Here is an 18,892-nt window from a genome sequence, read left to right on the forward strand (position 1 = left end):
TATGATACAGATCATGATGAAATCAATACGTTATTGCTGATGATCAATGTTCAGCCATGATGTGCATATATGGACAGATTCCTGACAAAACTTAAGATTCATAACTTATATAACTCACATAAGTTAAATAACTTTATAACTTATAAATCAATCGTTAATTTATCTGTGATACGGATCATAATGAAATCAATACGTTATTGCTGATGATCAATGTTCATCCATGATATGCATATATGGACAGATTCCTGACAACATCTAAGATTTACAACTTAAGTAACTTGCGTAAGTTAAGTAACTTTATAACTTATTAGCCAATCATTAATTTATTCATGATACAGATCATAATGAAATCAATATGTTATTTCTGATAGCCAATGCTCAGCCATGATATGCATATATGGACAGATTCCTGACAAAACTTAAAAATTTTAACTTAGGTAACTTTCATAAGTTAAATAACTTTGTCGTATAGAAAATTCAGAATTTAACCTTATGTGCCGCTTGATCTAGATTCAGCTAACTAGGGATTGCGAAAATGTATATGGAAATAGCGATAGAAATAGGTTTTATGTGGTTTAAAAACTCAACTGAATCAGATTCATATCAATTTATCTCAAACATGAAGACACATTAGAAGTATAGCGTTATTTTAAACATGCGAATTGTTCATGGAACATCACAGCTTCCATATATGTTCCTATGAATAAATAGATAAATAAGTCTAAACCTATAATCAAATACTAAGTTTTCAAAGTATGTGTTTTTAGATTGAATGAAAAATAGTCAATTTGGTTGCTGCTTTTTTGATTGATGGATCTATTTTATAAAGTAGTGAATCGATCTTGTTTATATTTCATATGTTTCGATTGCAATGTTTCATTATGTTCATTGAAACAATTTTGTAATAATTATTTTTCATAAATTTATATTTCTTATTTATTAGTTATTGATATTTATATAAATAAAAATTATTTCTGATTTGGCATCAAATTTGCCTTAACGCTAAAGCAACGTTTGCTTCTGTCAGGAAATTTTGATGTCAATTTTAGATTTTTCTGTGTAATTTTCTGACCTAAGCCAACTGTATGTTTAAGACGATGAACATTTATTTTGAACAAAACTTTTAAATTGTATGAAGAAGGTGAATAAATGACGATGTCTGGCTGGCTGGTGATGCAAGAATTCGTTCACCAAGAAGAGGTCAATCAATGAGCCTCGGATTAACAGCGTTTGAACTGGCGCGTATTCAGTTTGCGTTTACGGTCTCTTTCCATATTATTTTTCCTGCCACTTCGATTGGATTAGCCTGTTTTCTAGCCGTACTGGAAGGGCGCTGGTTAAAAACGCGTGATCCTGTGTATCGGGATTTATTTAAGTACTGGATCAAAATTTTTGCTGTAGCTTTTGGCATGGGGGTAGTCTCAGGTGTAGTTATGAGCTATCAGTTCGGCACCAACTGGGCTGAGTTCTCACGTATTGCTGGTGGTATCACAGGCCCTCTATTGAGTTATGAAGTGCTTTCTGCATTTTTCCTTGAAGCAGGCTTCCTTGGCATCATGATGTTTGGTTGGGGACGAGTTGGTGAACGCGCTCATTTTTTTGCCACGTTGATGGTCGCTATAGGAACATGTATTTCCATGTTCTGGATTTTGTCTTCCAATAGCTGGATGCAAACTCCGCAAGGATTTGCGATTGAAAATGGGGTGATTGTACCGAAAGATTGGCTTGCAATCGTTTTTAACCCATCTTTCCCTTACCGCTTTGCACATATGGCCGTGGCTGCATTTTTAGTATCAGCACTGGTTGTTGCAGGAACCTCTGCATGGCATTTACTCAGAGGGCGTCGGGACGTTTTGGTTAAACGCTCATTTTCCATGGCGTTATGGATGATTTTATTTGCTGCGCCAGCTCAGGTTTTGGTCGGTGATCAACATGGTTTAAACACATTACATCATCAACCCGCCAAACTGGCAGCGATAGAAGGACACTGGGAAACCAATCATCATGAATCTATGCCACTGTATGTGTTTGGTATTCCGAACATGCAAACTGAACACACAGATTATGCAGTGGGCATTCCCTATTTAGGTAGCCTGATTCTGACCCATGAACTCAATGGTGAAGTTAAAGGTCTTAAAGATTTCACTCCTGAGGATCGCCCCAATTCAACGGTATTGTTTTGGAGTTTCCGTTTGATGGTGAGCCTAGGCATGTTAATGCTACTGCTTGCGCTGTCTGGTTTACTGCTGCGCAAGGGCAACAAGTTGTACGAAACATCGTGGTTGCATAAATTTGCCATCATTATGGGGCCAACGGGTTATATCGCACTGCTTGCTGGGTGGTTTACCACTGAAATGGGGCGTCAGCCATGGGTCGTCTATGGCATTTTACGTACCAAAGATGCGCTATCGGGTGTGCCTGCGAGTCAGGTCGGTTTTACTTTAATTTTATTTGTGCTGGTCTATACCCTAGTGTTCGGTACAGGTGTGTACTACATCTTCAAACTCATGCACAAAGGCCCTCAGTTTATCTATGCCCAACCTGAAGAAATTGCAGGTGTTGGGCATTTTAAAACCCCAATGCGTCCACTAAGTGCAGTTGATGAAAGCATTGATCAACCAACTCAGGAGCAGAAGCATGATTGATTTATCTATCATTTGGGCAGTAATTATTGCACTCGGTGTGTTGATTTATGTCGTACTAGATGGCTTTGATTTAGGGATTGGTATTTTATTTCCCTTTATCAAAGATCAGCAAAAACGTGATGTGATGATGAACACGGTTGCTCCTGTTTGGGATGGTAATGAAACATGGATGGTTCTTGGGGGAGCAGGGCTGTTTGCAGCCTTTCCTATGGTATATGCCACTGTACTTTCAGCGCTGTATTTACCGATAGTCATGATGTTGATTGCTCTGATTTTTCGTGGTGTAGCATTCGAATTTCGTTTTAAAGCACAGCGTTCGAAACACCTTTGGGATGCAGCATTTATCTGGGGTTCAACCCTTGCCAGCTTTTTTCAGGGGATTTTGCTAGGGGCTTATATTCAGGGCATTCATACACAACATGGTATTTTTTTTGGTGGAAGTTGGGACTGGTTAACGCCTTTTTCTGTTTTCACAGGCATCAGTGTGGTGGTGATGTATGCAGCATTGGGCTGTGCGTGGCTGATCTTTAAAACTGAGCATGATTTACAGCACAGTATGTATCGTTTAATGCCCAAGTTTGTGCTGGCACTGCTGGTGATTTTTGCAGGGGTGAGTTTGTATACGCCATATTCGCAACCAGCGATTGCAGCGCGCTGGTTAAATCCGGCGCAACTGATGTATTTCAGCCCTGTACCAGTTTTGGTGCTGCTGTTTAGCTTTTTAATTTGGAAAGCTTGTCATCAAAAACAGGAATTTCGGCCCTTTATTTATACTCTTGTGCTGATGTTTCTGGCTTATACGGGTTTCTTGATTAGCTTGTGGCCAAACATCATTCCACCATCAGTCACAATCTGGCAAGCCGCAGCGCCAGCCAATAGTCAGTTGTTTGCTCTGATTGGGGCCTTGTTACTCATTCCGATCATTCTAATTTATACCATCATGGCGTACTGGGTATTTCGTGACAAAGTCCGTGTGGGTGATGAAGGTTATCATTAGGATGCATGTGATATGAAAAAATCTGAAATGCAATGGTTTATAGGGCTATGGTTATTGGGTTTTTTAGCTTTAGGTATAATTGCTGCTATTTTTAGAGGATTATTATTTCTGGCTTATTAATAAAATTTCTTTCGTAACCCCCATTTTATTTATTTCTATAGGAAAAATAAAATGGGTATAAATATTTGGAAAAGAGATCTAAGCGAAATAAATGAATTTTATAATGCGCTGAATATAAGTAAATTCGTTTGCTTATATTCAAAATTTTTGATTTTAATATAGATAAATAAAATAGATTAATTGTGGGGTGGTATGTTATTAATAGCACAGCAACATCGATTTAATTATTCAAATCTTTCAGATATTCAACCTAAAGATATTGTTTTTGCACGCAAGCGCTCAAAAATATCCCAAAATGAATTAGCGGGTATTTTAGGTATATCGGTTAGAACATTAGAAAGTTGGGAAAGAGGGCATCGAAAACCCTCGCGTGCAGCACAGTCTTTACTCAGATTGTTTATTCGTGCGCCTAATTTATTGGTGACTTATTTAACCTGAAAACAAAAAAACAAATCACCTTGAGGTGATTTGTTTTTATTTTAAGTTATTGATTTTTAGTGAATTCATCAAAAGCTTCAATCGCATTTGCCGCATACATAAGAGAAGGGCCCCCTCCCATATAAACTGCCACAGATAGGACTTCATTTAGCTCTTCTAAGGTCATACCCATTTTCACAAGGCTGCGAGTATGAAAGCCAATACATCCATCACAGCGATTGGCAACCCCAATTGCAAGCGCAATTAATTCTTTGGTTTTTGCATCGATGATGCCTTCTTTCATGCTGCTTTGTGCTAATGCATTGAAATTCTTCATTGTTTCTGGAGAATTTTGGCGAATGGTTTTAATGTTATTGGAAATATTGTGCGTAAGTTCAGTAAATTTCATGATGATTTCCGTTTGGTTATTGAACGATTGGGAAATTGGCGTCTTGCCACGCTTGCATGCCGCCTTCGATAGAGAAAACGTGTGGAAAGCCCATATTTTGCAGAGAAAGCGCAGCAAGTGCCGAGCGACCGCCTGAGCGACAAATCAAGTAAATCTCATGCTGAGATAAAGCTTCCAGAGCGACTAAGGTGTCACAGTGCTGTAAAACAGAAGGGTGTTGGTGAATACGCATTTCTAAAACACCACGAGGCATATTTACCGCATGTTCAATATAACCTGATTGATATTCATCAGGTTCGCGGATATCAATTAAGATAATATGGGGATTACTGGCTTTTGATTTTAAATCTTGGATTGATATTTCCTTGATTTTAGATTTTGCCTCATCTACCAATTGGTTTGAAGTTTTCATTTCCACTCCACCTTTAAATATCATTGTTGATTATTTAAACTAAATTATAGAGATAAATATAGCAGGATGAAAGATTATTTTTAATTTAAATTTTATTTAAATTGTTTCATGGTTTTATTTTATCGATTTTGCACTTTATGACTATATACATCAACTTTACTCAGGAAAAAATAAACTGGATATAAAAATGTGAAAGAAGTTTATTACACGAGGTTTTTTGCTTATGGTTATGGGCTGTTTTGTGAATAAATGTGGTGGTATGACTCAGTTTAGTATTGGAAATTATTTTCCCCTATGACTGGAGACAAGCTAAGGATATTGGGAGCAGTCTAAGCCAAGTCATAAAAAAACCGACATTCTGTCGGGGTTCTTGTATTGGTTTACTCTGTATGGCTTCTCTCATATTGTAGTGTCTTGGTGCATATGCATACTTTTATTTGAAGCGCTTGAGAGCAAGTCTTTCTAAATTAAAAAAAGTCATCATATGGAATAGACCTCTTTCATAACTTACACTCTCTTTATCTTTTTCCCATAGGGAGAAATAAAAGGGACTTATGAAAGAAGTCTAATACCTAGATCAAGCAGACATGCTTAGATAACGTTGTTTTGAATACAAAATTAAGATTAAGAAAAGTCCAATTCCTTTTCAAACGCTTTTAGTTCAAAGCGAGCCATCGCTAAATTTGATTTTTGACGATCTAAAACAAGATATAGAAATAAGTTATCATTGCTTTCAAGAGGACGAATCAAATGATATTGCTTACCTAGAGTAATTAAAATATCTTCAATATTATCATTTAATTGAAGTGCTTTTACTACTTTACGTTTTGAGCGTATAACTTCTGTATTGCCTGCCGCAGCAAGTTCTAAATCTATGCTGGTTCCTTGCGTGGCTAAAGCTAAACCACTTTCACTATCTACCAATGCTGCTGCAATAAAACCATCTATACTAGCTAGACTATCTAAAACAATACGACTCATTTTACTTTCTACCTTAAGTTAAGGGTTTCCCCATAAGAATATTGATTTAAAGACCCAGTTTTTTACGCAATTTTTTGAAAAAACTGCGAACTTTAACCAACTGATTTTGATCAGTTGATTCATTATTTCTCATGAATTTAGCCTCATCAGAAACAACATATGAACCCATTTTGAGCATATAGCTAGTCGCAACAAACCTTATGATTTGTTGTTCGGGAATATTTAACTTATTGATTACCATTTGAATCTGAGCACCTTGGGCAAAACATGCCGCAATTTTTAATAGATTTCGACGCTCATCACCCTGTTCGAATTTTGGCCAAATCTCTAATTTAAAATATTGATTGGTCTGAACCTCTGGAAGTTGTATATCAGTAGAACGATATGCCACTTGCCACAACCAGCTGCGTAAATCTTGTGCGGGTTGAGTTTTGATGGTCTCTTGCACAAAGTGATTTGTGGTATAGGTCTGATTCAAGCTGTTGTCAAAAAAAATGGTGGGATGAGATGGGTTAACCCAGACGCGCTCTGTCATGGTGTCGACTAAAGCTAAGAATCCACGATAGTCGACTAACTGGATAAAACCATTTCTAGGCAATAAGCATTGATTAAATATGGTCGTGGTAGCGACAGGTTTTTCTACCGTTGCAGAGGGTAGAGTGAAGGCATAACCTGATGCGTAGTTAAAGAATTTCTCTTGTATCCATGCACGTAAATCTTCTAGCTGCGTTACAGGATAAGATAAAGTGTCATCAACAATCTTTCCCTGTTGTTCTGGAACTTTAATCAGACGTAGGTACTGTATATGAATCTGCGAGAGAATTTTTTGAATGATAGATGAAGCAAAAAACGCATCGTTAACCATCAAAAGGTCGATGTTTTTTTCAGAGATATTGACCCAACGTACTTCTACCCCATGCGGAATAGATAACAATATTGAGGTTTTAAACTGCTCAAGTACATGCGGACTAACACCAAACACAGCAATATGTAAAAATTTTTTCATTTTCTAACCGTATTAAGCTATGTATCATTGCGATAGGTCATTAAATTCATTTAAATACAGTGAATTACATGAAGATTAACTGTGGCGTATTTTTCATATATGCAATCATCTATATAGGGATTTGAGCTAAAGATTCGGAAGTTTTTTTGATTGCATACAGCATTTGCCCCATGAGAATATCAGGTGAGCCTACCGCTATAATCAGCATAGGATAGTGTGCATGTTCTACACCTGTTAAAACCACATGCCCATTTTCCGCATTCAGTGAAAGAGTCTTACAGCCTGTTAAGTTGATTTCTGAAATGAAGGCGGACACCATAGCCAGAATCGAGCTAGAGACAGCAGCAATTTTTCCAGTATTTTCCAACTTTTTTTTACTCGCCAAAGCTAATTCAAAACCATCCGAAGAACACAGCATGACAAACTCAAGACCGCTCACATTATTTAAGAATTCATGAATTTGCATACGGCCAGTTTCAATCAATGCTTGAGGAATCTGGCGTGAAAGAGTATTGGTATTCACTTGCGGGCCCATCCTTTAAACCATTGCAATCGCGTGAGTTTCAATAGAAGCAATTAAGACTTCAACCATAAGTAGAACATCATCTTTTTGTCTGGCATCTATCGCAAAAATTGGGTAACTGTAGTGGTGTAAACTCATCCAATCCCGATAAATCTTGAGCATTTGTTCATCGTGTTGATCGACATGCGTAATACCAATCACAATATTTTGACTATGGCTTTCAAAAGCGCTGATGTAGCTTTGTAAATCTTGCAAACGATTTGCACATGAATGATCGATTAAAATACTGATGCCAATTGCACCTTTGCAGACGATAGACCACATAAAATCAAAACGATCTTGGCCAGGGGTGCCATACAGTCCAATTTTGGTGTCATCCTCAAGCACGATTTCACCATAGTCGATTCCGACCGTAGTGGAATATTTGCTATGTCTATTGATATCCGTATTGATTGCTTCAGTTTCTATGACGGGAATGTCGGAGAGTGCCTTGATTGCTGCTGATTTTCCAGCCCCCATACTGCCGCCAAAAACAATTTTATATTGATTTAAAATCATATAGATACTCTCTTTCTATCAAGATATAAAATCTATTTGGTTGTTTTCGAACTAAAGCAGACACGATTTAACCGTATATTTAACCAACTGCTTACGAGCAGGTGGAACAAGCGAATGATGAATTAAACATCGGGATATCTTGCAAACGGAGCTTATAGCTAGCAATGTGAATAAACTGTGAATTTATTTGATATTTTAAGAATGGATGGGATTTTTATTGCTGTATGTAGCGAGAGATTTGTTAAATCTATTTTGGTTTTTATGGGCTCGTGTCAAACATTCATTATTTCCAGCAAAAATAATCACGGGCTAAAGCAACAGTGTTTTCACGACGTTGTCTAACAGATGAAATCTCGTAGAAACCTGTTGATATCACTTTAATTTTTCACAAATTTTCTCTGCCAAGTGTCTGTTTTTATATAAATACCAGTCCATATATGTATTTTTAGGTTGAGCATGGTTTTTCTTGGCAGTGTTTGCGCTTATAGCTGTTACTTTGAGCTGATGAAAGTCTGAGGTCATCAACAACTACTGATTACGCTGCACACGTAAAGATACATCCCATACCCTTAACCAACAGCCAGATAACGAATCAGCAAGCTGATACCTGAGCACAGAACCAGAATATAAATGAATTGATTGAAGCGGTTTAAACTCATTTTTGCCGTGATTCTTTTACCGATATAAACACCACACAGCATGCTGGGAATTAGCAGGATGACCAAGCCCAACAACGGTAAAGAATACAGTCCCATGAGCAGGCACAAAATGAGCCGCAGGCTGGTGCTGAGTGAAATAAGAACACTTTGTGTGGATTGAATCTGTAGCTTGTTCGGGAGTTTCTGTTGTAAATAGAGCGCATATAAAAAACCGCCACTGCCAAATAATGCACCAAACAAGCCACCAAATAGCCCCATTGGAATATGTAAATAACGTCGGGAAGATGGGTGAGAGATGGGCTTCTTGAATAATTGGTACAGGCTATAACTGATACAAAAAATGGCCATAAATAAGAGTAATAACATCGGGGGACGTGTGGCCAGCAGATAGATACCCAGACCTGCGCCGAGACTCATAAATGGGAAAAGTTGCCGAACTTGGCGGTATTCAACGCTTGACTGTAATTGGTACCAGTTTTTGATAGAGGCAATTGCATCAAGAATCACGATCATGGGAATGATTTGATTTAGCGGCATATACAGGCTTAACCAGGGAGCGGCAATAAGCGTTGTTCCAAACCCAGAAAAACCAAAAACGATATATGAAAGCAAAATAATAGGAAGATAAACCCAATTCCACTGTATAAATAACCAATCTAACATATGAATCCCTCTTTTCTTTTTTATGAGCATAAGGCACTCTTCCGATCTAATCTAATTCCATTTTTTGAATAAACGATCTAAAAAAGAGATCAATATGCCAAGCATGAAGCAATTGCAGTACTTAAAGAAAATTGTCGAGACAGGCAGTTATCATCAGGCTGCCGAGCAATTATTTATTGCACAGTCGGCATTGAGCCGCCAGATTTTGCTGCTTGAAGATGAACTGGGATTTCAAATTTTTAATCGGGAACTGCGACAAATTCGGTTAACTCCCGCAGGCGCCTATTTTTATAAAAAAACCAGTCAGCTGTTGCAGGCATTGCAGCAATCAACCCTACAGGCACAAGAACTGAGTCAGGGAAAACAAGCCTATTTCACACTGGCCCATTCCAGTAGTATTGGTTTATCTGAAATTTTTTTACAGAAAACTCAGCAGTTTGCCTTTACGCAACAAGTGAGTATCGAGATTGGTCAATATTCATCAGAACAGCAGATTGAACTGTTAATCAATCGGCAGTTGGATATAGGCATATTACGTTTGCCTGTGCTTACGCATGATTATGCTGAACTGGAACTGGTCGAATATCAGAAAGAACGCCTTTATGCTGTATTGCCATCGCAACATGCGTTAGCAAACTGTGCGGTTTTACAGGTATCTGATTTAAAAAACGAGAAGTTTGTTTCTGTGCCGCATCCTGAGCGTGGCGGTATGAGTTATGTGTTACGCAGTTTGTGTGTTGCTTCAGGATTTAATCCGCAACCTGCTGCTGTACGTTCACGTAAACGTATGCAATTGATTTTGGTCCAGCAAGGTTTTGGGGTAAGCATTATTGCTGAGTCTATGATTGATCGCACGCTCATGGCTATAAATTATATTCCACTTTCAGATCAGGCTGCCTATGCTCAAGTGGTTATTGCGTACCATCGACAAGCCAGTCCACTGTTAAAAAATTATGTTCAGGACTTATGCGATGTTTCCAATTTATAAGGTTTTGGGTTTTAAATGGGTGAATATCAATCAGCTTATTTAATCTAAATACAAGATACGCAAAAACTCGTGGCGATGTGGCTTTATCAACAAATAGCAATCACCCAATATGAATCAGAGCTAAGGCTGTTAAGGCGCAATTTAGCTGAGTGCTTTGTGAACAATATCCGTAGTAGAAGGTAACCCTACACCTGTTTGCACCCGACAGATATGAAATGATCTGATCATCATCTGATGATTTGAGGTGAAAATTACCTTTCATCGGGATAAATGCTCAAAATCTACAGATGATGGCGAGAAAGCCTTGTTTAAAATCAAAAAAATGTGAATACTCATGCCCGCAAAAATACAATCTTGCAAATTTTCTTTTTGGGTTAGGCAAATACCGTGAACACGTATCCATTTTCATTTTCTCGTTTACAACAGGCATTACTGGCTGTTAGCTCATTGTCATATTTGGGACTGAGTCCAGTATTGGCACATGCTGAAGATGATCTTCAGCAACTGGCAACTATTACCGTGTCGGCGAAAAAGTCACAGTCAGCGTATTATCAGCCCAAAGTCAATTTGTCGGGCTTTGTCCAGCAAAATATTCTCAATATTCCTGCATCTATCAGTACGGTGACCGCAGAACGTATCGCCGATCAGCATGCCAAAACGCTCACCGATGTGGTGAAAAATGATGCTGCTGTTGGTGATGGTTATGCCGCGATTGGTTATTATCCAAACTTTATGATGCGCGGTTTTGCCTTAAATCTTGGATCAAGTTATTTGCTCAATGGCAATCTGCTACGCGGTGAACAAAATGTCGCACTGGAAAATAAAGAGCAAGTTGAAGTTTTAAAAGGCATTAGTGCCATGCAAAGCGGCATGTCAACGCCAGGTGGAGTAGTCAACTATGTCACCAAACGCCCGAAAGACATTCATTCTGTAACGGTTGAAACGGACAGTCATGCTGGTAACCGTGTTGCAATGGATTTTGGTGGTTTTCTAGGTGAAGATCAGCAGTTTGGCTATCGTATCAATCTCGCCAAAGAAGAAATACATCCTTATGTTGAACACGCCAATGGGCAGCGTGCATTTGGCTCTCTGGCTTTGGACTGGAAAATTTCAGATCGTTCAAAACTCGAATTTGATATTGAATCGCAGCGTCAACGCCAACGTTCTGTCCCAGGTTATCAGTTACTTGGTGGCACCACTGTACCAAGTGGCATTAGTTGGGATCGTCTGTTGGGTTATCAAAGCTGGGGTAAACCTGTCACTGATGAAAGCTTAAGTGCCAGTTTAAAATATATTTACCAGATCAATGATAACTGGAAGGCTCATCTTACTGCGTCACAAAGTCGTGCAGTTATTGATGATTATTCTTCATTCCCATATGGTTGCTATTATAGTAGCGTTTGTCAGGTTACAGGTTTAGGCAATACTTTTGACCCAAATGGTAATTATGACATTTATGATTACCGTAGCCCCAATGACACTTATTTGACCAACCAGTTTAAAGCAGGATTAAACGGAAAATTTGATACAGGAACGTGGCTGCATACGGTGAGTCTGGAATTGTCACAGACCTATAAACGCCATGCGCAATATAATGCGATTAATGAATGGGTTGGTACAGGTAATATTTATGGTAATAGTGCGACCTATAGCCCTACTACTGCAACTCTGGGCAATCATTACAAATCTTTAGAAAGTCAGCAAACAGCATTAAACTTGCTTGATCAGATCGACTTTAATTCACAGTGGTCGGTCTTGCTTGGTGGGAAATTGCTGCATTTAAATGAAAATGCTTATTCTGCTGACGGTAACAACATTCGAGATACCAATTTTAACCGCTTCCTTCCGCAACTTGCACTGATGTATCAACCTTGGGAACGTACTCATTTGTATGCTTCTTATACCAAAGGTTTAAGTGATGGAGGACAAGCACCTTGGTATGCTTTTGGTAATCCTTCTAAAGGTATTCAAGGTAATGCCTATGAAACTTTGGCACCTGTGCATTCAACTCAGTATGAGTTGGGAATTAAGCAGCAGTGGAAAGCGTTACTCTTTACCGCAGCAGTGTTTGACTTGAAACAGGACAATCAATATACCAATTCTGATAATTATTTTGTCACTGAAGGCGAACAACATAATCTCGGTTTGGAGTTGGGTCTGCAAGGTCGTTTAAACCAAAACCTAGATATCACCTCCACTTTAGCCCTGACTCGTTCACGCCTCGCAGGCATACAAACGGCTGAGTACCAAGGGCATCAAACTCAAAATGTACCGACCCTGCGTTTTGCCAGCCACTTGTCCTATCAGGTACCACAGATTGATGGACTTAGATTGTTGGCGGGAATGCAGTACAGCAGCAGTAAATATGCGAACAAATCGGGTACAGTCAAAGTACCAGGCTATAGCATATTTGATGTGGGTACAGCCTATAATTTCCGTGCTTATGGTTATGACAATATACTGCGACTCAATATTGACAATTTGTTCAATAAAAAATACTGGCGTGATGCAAGCAGTTTCTTTGGAGACGACTATTTGTTCCTCGGTGCACCACGTACAGCGCAATTGTCATGGACTGTGAATTTCTAAGATTCTAATTCACTTCAAGTATTCAGAACTGCTTGAGCTGTTTGGCGCAAGCAGTTTTTTTTATTTTGGGTCATTTAATCCAATGCTTGGACTAAAAATTGCGCTTAAAATCCTGTTACACTCAAATATGCCAGATTTGCAGAAAATTACAGGATAGTGATGTCATACCAGCAGTTATATATCAATGGTCAGTGGCTTAGCCCGAAAAATGGGCGAACTTTTAGCAGCATTGACCCGAGCAATGAACAGGAAATTACCCAAGTTGCGGCGGCATCGGTGGAAGATGCCGAACTTGCTGTCCAAGCTGCTCGACAGGCATTTGATCAAACTGACTGGGCAAATCAGCCTAAGCAACGTGCAGCATATTTACGTGCGATAGCCCAAGAAATCCGTAACCAGTTAGATGTGCTCGCTGAATTAGAAGTCCGTGATAATGGCAAGCCTTTGCCTGAGGCAGTTTGGGATATTCAAGATGCCGCAGGCTGCTTTGACTTTTATGCAGACTTGGCAGAACAGCTTGATCCCAGCCATGAAGAAAACATCCCCCTTGCTGACGAGCGCTTTAACAGTGTTGTGCGTAAAGAAGCCGTGGGCGTAGCATGTGCGATTATTCCTTGGAACTATCCACTTCTGATGGCAGCATGGAAGGTTGCACCCGCACTTGCCGCAGGTTGCACATTGATTTTGAAACCTGCCGAGGCGACGTCATTAACTGCGATTGAACTGGGTCGGATTGCCGAAAAAGTCGGTTTGCCTGCAGGCGTTTTGAATATCGTCACAGGAATTGGTCATGAAATCGGACCATATTTAACTGCACACCCTGACATTGACAAGGTTGCTTTTACGGGGAGTGTGCCTGTAGGCAAGCAGATCATGCAATCGGCAGCACATAACGTCAAAAACTTAAGTCTGGAGCTGGGTGGAAAATCAGCCTTTATTATTTTCTCTGACAGTGATCTTGACGCGGCAGTGGAATGGATCATGTTCGGCATCTTCTGGAATCAGGGGCAAGTATGTTCGGCAACTTCACGAGTGCTGGTTCAACAGGAAATTTACCCTGAATTATTGCAACGCCTAAGTGCTGCTGCGCAAAAAATCAAAATTGGCAATGGCTTGGATGCCGATGTCAAACTCGGCCCATTGGTCAATGCCAAGCAGTATCAGCAAGTGATGCAGGTGATTCGACAAGGACAAGCGGACGGAGTGCAATTACTTAGTGGTGGACAACGCCCTGCACATTTGCCACACGGTTATTATGTAGAACCGACGATTTTTGTGGATGTACCATTAGAGCATCCGCTATGGACAGATGAAATTTTTGGCCCTGTAGTCGCTATTCGTGCTTTTCAACATGAGCAAGAAGCGATTCAACTCGCCAATAATTCCATTTTTGGTTTAGCAGGTGCGGTCATGTCGAAAGATCTGACCCGTTGCCAACGGGTGGCACGTAAACTACGCGCAGGGATTATCTGGATTAACTGTTCACAACCGACCTTTACCGAAGCGCCATGGGGCGGCTATAAGCAAAGCGGCATTGGGCGTGAGCTTGGGATTTGGGGTTTAGAGAATTATCTGGAAATCAAGCAGATAACCAGCTATAGAAGCGACCAACCTTGGGGATGGTACACCTCTTGACATTGAGTTTCCTTACGCTAAAAAATTGCAAGGAACTTAAAGCTAGATATGTTTTCACTCAATAGGCTTTTTTCATCAGCCCCTTTTTTTCTCTTGCATTTTATTGAAAAATACTTCAATTTTGCTTAGAAATAAAAATAAAGAAGAGGTGAGCAATGATGAAATAAGCCTAATGTGGTGAATGCTCTCACGGCAGTGAATTAAATTTTGAATGCTTAAATGGTATTTCGTTATTTTTTAAAAATTCTAAATAATTTCCTGTTTTTAAAGGTTAATCATACTTTTTAAAATAGTTATTAAAAATATACTTAGAGAATGAATATATATTTTACTTGTTAAATTTTAAGTTATATTATTTCATAGTAGAAAAAAATGATGGACTCATGACTGATACAAAATGATCTTTAAAAAACTCATTTATTCACTAGATTTGAACTTGCGGAAGTTAATTTTATATCTTTCGATTTTTAGTGTCGTGAGTTTATTTATTGTGTCTTTAGTCGTGAGTTATTATATAGAAAAGCAAGAACTTTTACATAATGCTTTATCGGTTAATGCAGAGTATGCTGCAAAAATTGCCAATAGTTCAGACAGTCATTTTAAGATGATGCAAAAAGAGTTGGCATATAGTGCGGAAATTTTAGGAAAAAAATTTAATAATCAAAAATATATACAAAAAGAAGTCGAACGTTTAAAGTATCAGTCCAACTATTTCAATAGCGTGACTATTTCTGATCAAGACGGTAAATTTTTAAGTTTTACACCATTGAAATTAAATTTTCAAAAAAATAAAGTGATTAGAAGTTTAGGATTTAAACTCTCTTTAGAGAAAAAAGTTCCCCTTATTTCCCCGCCCTATTATGGTACAAGTAAAAATTTATTAATTTTTATATCACAACCAATTTTTGATCAGCAGCATCATTATTTAGGATTTATTGGTGCAACTATTTATTTAAAACAGGACAACATTTTAAATAAAATGCTTTCTGGTCATTATAGTTACAAACATAATTATATGTATGTAGTTGATCAAAATAAATATATTTTATTTCACCCTGACATGAATAAAATTGGTCAATTATCCAATATTAATATTCAAAGCCTTGTGCATAAAAATCGTGGTGAAATGCGTTTGAACGATGAACATGGGAATGAATGGTTAGCGGGTTTTGCACGTATTCCAACTACAGGCTGGATGGTGATTTCTCAACAACCTGCGAGTGAGTTACTTAAAGAAACCAGCAATACAGTTTATGAAATGCTGGTGGGAATGTTGCTATTTTATATCCTGATTTTCTTTGTTATCTGGAAAATTTCCTATCTAATTTCAAGTCCTTTATCTTTATTGGCAAACATGGCAAGTAATCTACATAAACCTGACATTGAGGCAAGCATTGAACGTGTTAATCCTTGGTTTGTTGAAGTGCGTAAGTTTAAAAGCGCATTGTTGATCAGTTCACAGCATTTTAAGAAAACTATTTCAGAACTTAACCTTTATATGCATACCGATTCACTTACCCATTTATATAATCGGCGTGGTATGGGATTGTCTGTGGCTCATTTTATTGAAACAAACGTTCCGTTTGCCGTCATCTCAATTGATATCGATTATTTTAAGAAAATTAATGATAATTTTGGGCATGACCAAGGTGACGCAATTTTAAAAGAAATAGCCGACTATATTCGTTCTAATTTCCGTGACGAAGATATTTGTTGTCGTAGTGGTGGTGAAGAATTTGTGGTTTTGGCTGCTAGGCTAAAATTGGAAAATGCTATAAGGCTAGCAGAGCACTTGCGTAAAAAAATTGAATGTACATCAATGCCTTTGGTTGGTGAAGTAACAATTTCTATTGGTATTTCACACTGGCCAACCACTTCACAAAATATAAAAACTGTATTTAAACGTGCGGATGAGTGTTTATATAATGCTAAAGCCGATGGAAGAAATTGCATCCGTTTTTAGGGTTGAAAATACTTATACACTGTTTATATATTATATTTATATTTATATTCATATTCATCAAATTATTTTTCTTTCTGAATATAAATATAAGTAAGTTTTAATTTATTAGATCTTTTTATAAGTATATCTTATTTATCCTAATTTCATTAAGAAATATCTCAATTATTCTTAGGAAGATAAATAAAAAAACCTAAACCATAGTGAAAATAAGTCTATGCTAAACACTACAAAAATTATGGTTATCTTTTTTATTTTTAAATAAAATATTTAAATATCAATAATCTATGACTGGAATGTGGAAATTAAAATATAAAATTTTTGATAAACATACACTTTTATCAGATTTTTAGTATGATACTAAATGATTTGCTATAGTTTATATTTATATAAAATTAAGAAAATGTGATTTTATTCTCATTTTATTAATTTATTTATGACCTAAACTCATTTTATAAGGTCATTTTTCTCATAAATTACATTGAAATACATTTCAATCTCGCTCAGAAAGAAAAATAAAAAGTGTGTAAACTATAAATTATAATAAATAACCATATTTCTTTTGATTATTATTTGCGTTTAATCGTATAATTTTTCGAATCAAACTTAAAGTAATCAATGTGTAATGTGGCTAAGAAAAATCATTTACTCACTTAATTTAGACCTGAGAAAACTCATTCTGTGTCTCGCTGCATTTAGTGTTTTTAGCCTATTTATTGCCTCATTACTTGTCAGCTATTATGTCCAGAAAAAAGAGCTGATACAAAATGCATTATCAGTGCATCTAGCATATGCTCAAAAAATTGCCAATGAAACAAACAGCCACTTTTCCATTATGCAACATGAACTCGCTTATAGTGCTGACTTGCTTGGGCAGAATTTTAATAATGCTCAGCTACGTCAAGCTGAAGTTGAACGCCTGAAGTATCAATCGAATTATTTTAATAGTGTACTGATCTCTGATAGCACAGGGCGTTTTTTGAGCTATGCACCAGTCCAGTTAAAACTCAATACAAACGCAGTTAATCATACTATAGGCGTAAAATCCTCACTGCAAAAGAAAGCAGCATTTATTAGTTCGCCTTATTATTCGATTAAAAATAATCTCATCATTTTTATTTCACAGCCAATTTTTGACCAGCAGCATCGTTATTTGGGATTTATAGCGGCTTCAATTTATTTAAAGCAAGACAATATTTTAAATCAGATGCTTGCCAGCAAATATGGCTATAAGAAAAATTATATGTATGTCATGGATAGTTCCAGAAGAATTATTTTTCATCCCAATGAAAAGCGTATAGGTGAGACTGTAAAAAATAATACAGGTCTGGATGCGATGACCCGCAATAAACAAGGCTCCATTCGTTTGATCAATAGTCTAGGGATCGATAACTTGGCAGGCTTTGCTCGGGTTCCTTCAACCAATTGGATTGTGGTATCACAACAACCAACACATGAACTTTTGGATCAGGCGAATAAAATAATTTATAAAATTCTATTTGGTATGTCATTATTTTATATTGTGATTTTTTTAATTATTTGGCGAGTTGCTTACCTGATTTCTAATCCGCTCTCTGATTTGGCCAAAATGGCAAGTGATCTTAGCCATCCTGAAATAGATGAAAAAATTAAACAGGTTGAGCCGTGGTTTGTCGAAGTCTTGAAGTTTAAAATTTCCTTGTTGCTCAGTTCGCAATATTTTAAGCAAACGATTACTGAGCTAAATTATCATGTCAATACTGACCCGCTCACAGGTTTATATAATCGTCGTGGTATGGATTTGTTTATCGATGATTTGGTAAAAACCAATACTGAGTTTGCGGTTATTTTTATTGATATTGATCATTTTAAAAAGATTAATGACACCTTTGGGCATGATAAAGGTGATCTGGTGCTCAAAGAGCTGGCTGCTTATATTAAATCGAATTTCCGTAGTGATGATGTTTGCTGTCGAATTGGCGGTGAAGAATTTGTGGTACTTGCTCCAATTTTTGATTTGGATTTTAGTTATTCTTTAGCAGAAAACTTGAGAAAAAGCTTAGAAAATCATCAAATTGATCTTGTTGGTACAATTACTGTATCGATCGGGATTGCATATTGGCCATTAAGTTCAAAAAATGTAGAAACAGTATTTAAAATTGCCGATCAGAATTTGTATCGTGCTAAAAATGAAGGGCGTAATTGTATTCGGATATAGTTGAAATCAATAAACTTCTTTCATCCGCCATTTTATTTTCCTTATGCTATTCTGAAAATAGATTTCAAGTTTTCTCAGAAAAAATAACTCGATACAAATCATGAGGAAAGGGGGTAAAAAACAGGTGTTGTAT

At 37.4% G+C, this 18,892-nt stretch carries 15 protein-coding genes; 8 read left to right on the forward strand and 7 right to left on the reverse strand.

What is annotated here, in order from left to right; translation table 11 throughout:
• Positions 1 to 1,208: 1,208 nt before the first annotated feature.
• The 3 genes from F975_RS00885 (at position 1,209) to F975_RS15400 (ending at position 4,200) form a co-directional block, all read left to right on the forward strand.
• Positions 1,209 to 2,645 (forward strand): cytochrome ubiquinol oxidase subunit I, encoded by a 1,437-nt coding sequence (locus tag F975_RS00885; RefSeq protein ID WP_004749519.1) that lies wholly within the window; start codon positions 1,209 to 1,211, stop codon positions 2,643 to 2,645.
• Positions 2,638 to 3,642: a cytochrome d ubiquinol oxidase subunit II gene (gene cydB, locus F975_RS00890; protein WP_004749520.1), complete on the forward strand. Its 1,005-nt coding sequence runs from the start codon at positions 2,638 to 2,640 to the stop codon at positions 3,640 to 3,642. The genes F975_RS00885 and cydB overlap by 8 nt, the downstream gene beginning before the upstream one ends.
• 312 nt (positions 3,643 to 3,954) lie before the next feature.
• Positions 3,955 to 4,200, forward strand: a complete 246-nt coding sequence (locus F975_RS15400) for a helix-turn-helix domain-containing protein (protein ID WP_004749522.1) — start codon at positions 3,955 to 3,957, stop codon at positions 4,198 to 4,200.
• A 46-nt stretch (positions 4,201 to 4,246) separates the two neighbouring features.
• Here the strand turns inward: F975_RS15400 and F975_RS00895 are convergent, their stop codons facing one another.
• The 7 genes from F975_RS00895 to F975_RS00925 form a co-directional block, all read right to left on the reverse strand.
• Positions 4,247 to 4,588, reverse strand: a complete 342-nt coding sequence (locus F975_RS00895; protein WP_004749523.1) for a carboxymuconolactone decarboxylase family protein — start codon at positions 4,586 to 4,588, stop codon at positions 4,247 to 4,249.
• Between the two features lie 16 nt (positions 4,589 to 4,604).
• The gene (locus F975_RS00900; protein ID WP_004749524.1) at positions 4,605 to 5,000 is read right to left on the reverse strand and encodes a rhodanese-like domain-containing protein; all 396 of its coding nucleotides are present in this window, start codon (positions 4,998 to 5,000) and stop codon (positions 4,605 to 4,607) included.
• Positions 5,001 to 5,624: 624 nt separating this feature from the next.
• Positions 5,625 to 5,981, reverse strand: coding sequence for a roadblock/LC7 domain-containing protein (locus F975_RS00905; RefSeq protein WP_004749525.1), 357 nt, complete (start codon positions 5,979 to 5,981; stop codon positions 5,625 to 5,627).
• 46 nt (positions 5,982 to 6,027) lie between these two features.
• On the reverse strand, positions 6,028 to 6,987 hold the full coding sequence (locus F975_RS00910; RefSeq protein ID WP_004749526.1) for a hypothetical protein: 960 nt from the start codon (positions 6,985 to 6,987) through the stop codon (positions 6,028 to 6,030).
• 109 nt (positions 6,988 to 7,096) lie between these two features.
• Entirely contained in the window at positions 7,097 to 7,522 is a 426-nt protein-coding gene (locus tag F975_RS00915) for a roadblock/LC7 domain-containing protein (protein WP_034425504.1), read from the reverse strand.
• 3 nt (positions 7,523 to 7,525) lie between these two features.
• Entirely contained in the window at positions 7,526 to 8,068 is a 543-nt protein-coding gene (locus tag F975_RS00920; RefSeq protein ID WP_004749528.1) for a GTP-binding protein, read from the reverse strand.
• Between the two features lie 569 nt (positions 8,069 to 8,637).
• Positions 8,638 to 9,390 (reverse strand): sulfite exporter TauE/SafE family protein, encoded by a 753-nt coding sequence (locus F975_RS00925; RefSeq protein WP_004749530.1) that lies wholly within the window; start codon positions 9,388 to 9,390, stop codon positions 8,638 to 8,640.
• Positions 9,391 to 9,484: 94 nt separating this feature from the next.
• On the opposite strand from F975_RS00925, the gene F975_RS00930 reads away from it, so the two are divergent.
• The 5 genes from F975_RS00930 (at position 9,485) to F975_RS00950 (ending at position 18,759) form a co-directional block, all read left to right on the forward strand.
• Positions 9,485 to 10,378 (forward strand): LysR family transcriptional regulator, encoded by an 894-nt coding sequence (locus tag F975_RS00930; RefSeq protein WP_004749531.1) that lies wholly within the window; start codon positions 9,485 to 9,487, stop codon positions 10,376 to 10,378.
• A 387-nt stretch (positions 10,379 to 10,765) separates the two neighbouring features.
• Positions 10,766 to 12,967, forward strand: a complete 2,202-nt coding sequence (locus tag F975_RS00935; protein ID WP_004749532.1) for a TonB-dependent siderophore receptor — start codon at positions 10,766 to 10,768, stop codon at positions 12,965 to 12,967.
• Between the two features lie 159 nt (positions 12,968 to 13,126).
• Positions 13,127 to 14,602, forward strand: coding sequence for an aldehyde dehydrogenase family protein (locus tag F975_RS00940; RefSeq protein WP_004749533.1), 1,476 nt, complete (start codon positions 13,127 to 13,129; stop codon positions 14,600 to 14,602).
• A 397-nt stretch (positions 14,603 to 14,999) separates the two neighbouring features.
• Positions 15,000 to 16,565: a sensor domain-containing diguanylate cyclase gene (locus tag F975_RS00945; RefSeq protein WP_004749534.1), complete on the forward strand. Its 1,566-nt coding sequence runs from the start codon at positions 15,000 to 15,002 to the stop codon at positions 16,563 to 16,565.
• A gap of 622 nt (positions 16,566 to 17,187) precedes the next feature.
• The gene (locus F975_RS00950; protein ID WP_004749536.1) at positions 17,188 to 18,759 is read left to right on the forward strand and encodes a sensor domain-containing diguanylate cyclase; all 1,572 of its coding nucleotides are present in this window, start codon (positions 17,188 to 17,190) and stop codon (positions 18,757 to 18,759) included.
• The last annotated feature ends 133 nt before the right edge of the window (positions 18,760 to 18,892 follow it).

The organism is Acinetobacter brisouisimilis (genome assembly GCF_000368265.1).
Classification (GTDB): domain Bacteria; phylum Pseudomonadota; class Gammaproteobacteria; order Pseudomonadales; family Moraxellaceae; genus Acinetobacter.

Excerpts from the sequence above, each read along its gene's own strand:
- F975_RS15400 (WP_004749522.1), top strand. The coding sequence starts at position 3,955 with ATGTTATTAATAGCACAGCAACATCGATTTAATTATTCAAATCTTTCA.
- F975_RS00925 (WP_004749530.1), bottom strand. The coding sequence starts at position 9,390 with ATGTTAGATTGGTTATTTATACAGTGGAATTGGGTTTATCTTCCTATT.
- F975_RS00940 (WP_004749533.1), top strand. The coding sequence starts at position 13,127 with ATGTCATACCAGCAGTTATATATCAATGGTCAGTGGCTTAGCCCGAAA.
- F975_RS00930 (WP_004749531.1), top strand. The coding sequence starts at position 9,485 with ATGCCAAGCATGAAGCAATTGCAGTACTTAAAGAAAATTGTCGAGACA.
- F975_RS00920 (WP_004749528.1), bottom strand. The coding sequence starts at position 8,068 with ATGATTTTAAATCAATATAAAATTGTTTTTGGCGGCAGTATGGGGGCT.
- F975_RS00905 (WP_004749525.1), bottom strand. The coding sequence starts at position 5,981 with ATGAGTCGTATTGTTTTAGATAGTCTAGCTAGTATAGATGGTTTTATT.
- F975_RS00915 (WP_034425504.1), bottom strand. The coding sequence starts at position 7,522 with ATGGGCCCGCAAGTGAATACCAATACTCTTTCACGCCAGATTCCTCAA.
- F975_RS00945 (WP_004749534.1), top strand. The coding sequence starts at position 15,000 with ATGATCTTTAAAAAACTCATTTATTCACTAGATTTGAACTTGCGGAAG.
- F975_RS00910 (WP_004749526.1), bottom strand. The coding sequence starts at position 6,987 with ATGAAAAAATTTTTACATATTGCTGTGTTTGGTGTTAGTCCGCATGTA.
- F975_RS00900 (WP_004749524.1), bottom strand. The coding sequence starts at position 5,000 with ATGAAAACTTCAAACCAATTGGTAGATGAGGCAAAATCTAAAATCAAG.
- F975_RS00885 (WP_004749519.1), top strand. The coding sequence starts at position 1,209 with ATGAGCCTCGGATTAACAGCGTTTGAACTGGCGCGTATTCAGTTTGCG.
- F975_RS00895 (WP_004749523.1), bottom strand. The coding sequence starts at position 4,588 with ATGAAATTTACTGAACTTACGCACAATATTTCCAATAACATTAAAACC.
- cydB (WP_004749520.1), top strand. The coding sequence starts at position 2,638 with ATGATTGATTTATCTATCATTTGGGCAGTAATTATTGCACTCGGTGTG.
- F975_RS00950 (WP_004749536.1), top strand. The coding sequence starts at position 17,188 with ATGTGGCTAAGAAAAATCATTTACTCACTTAATTTAGACCTGAGAAAA.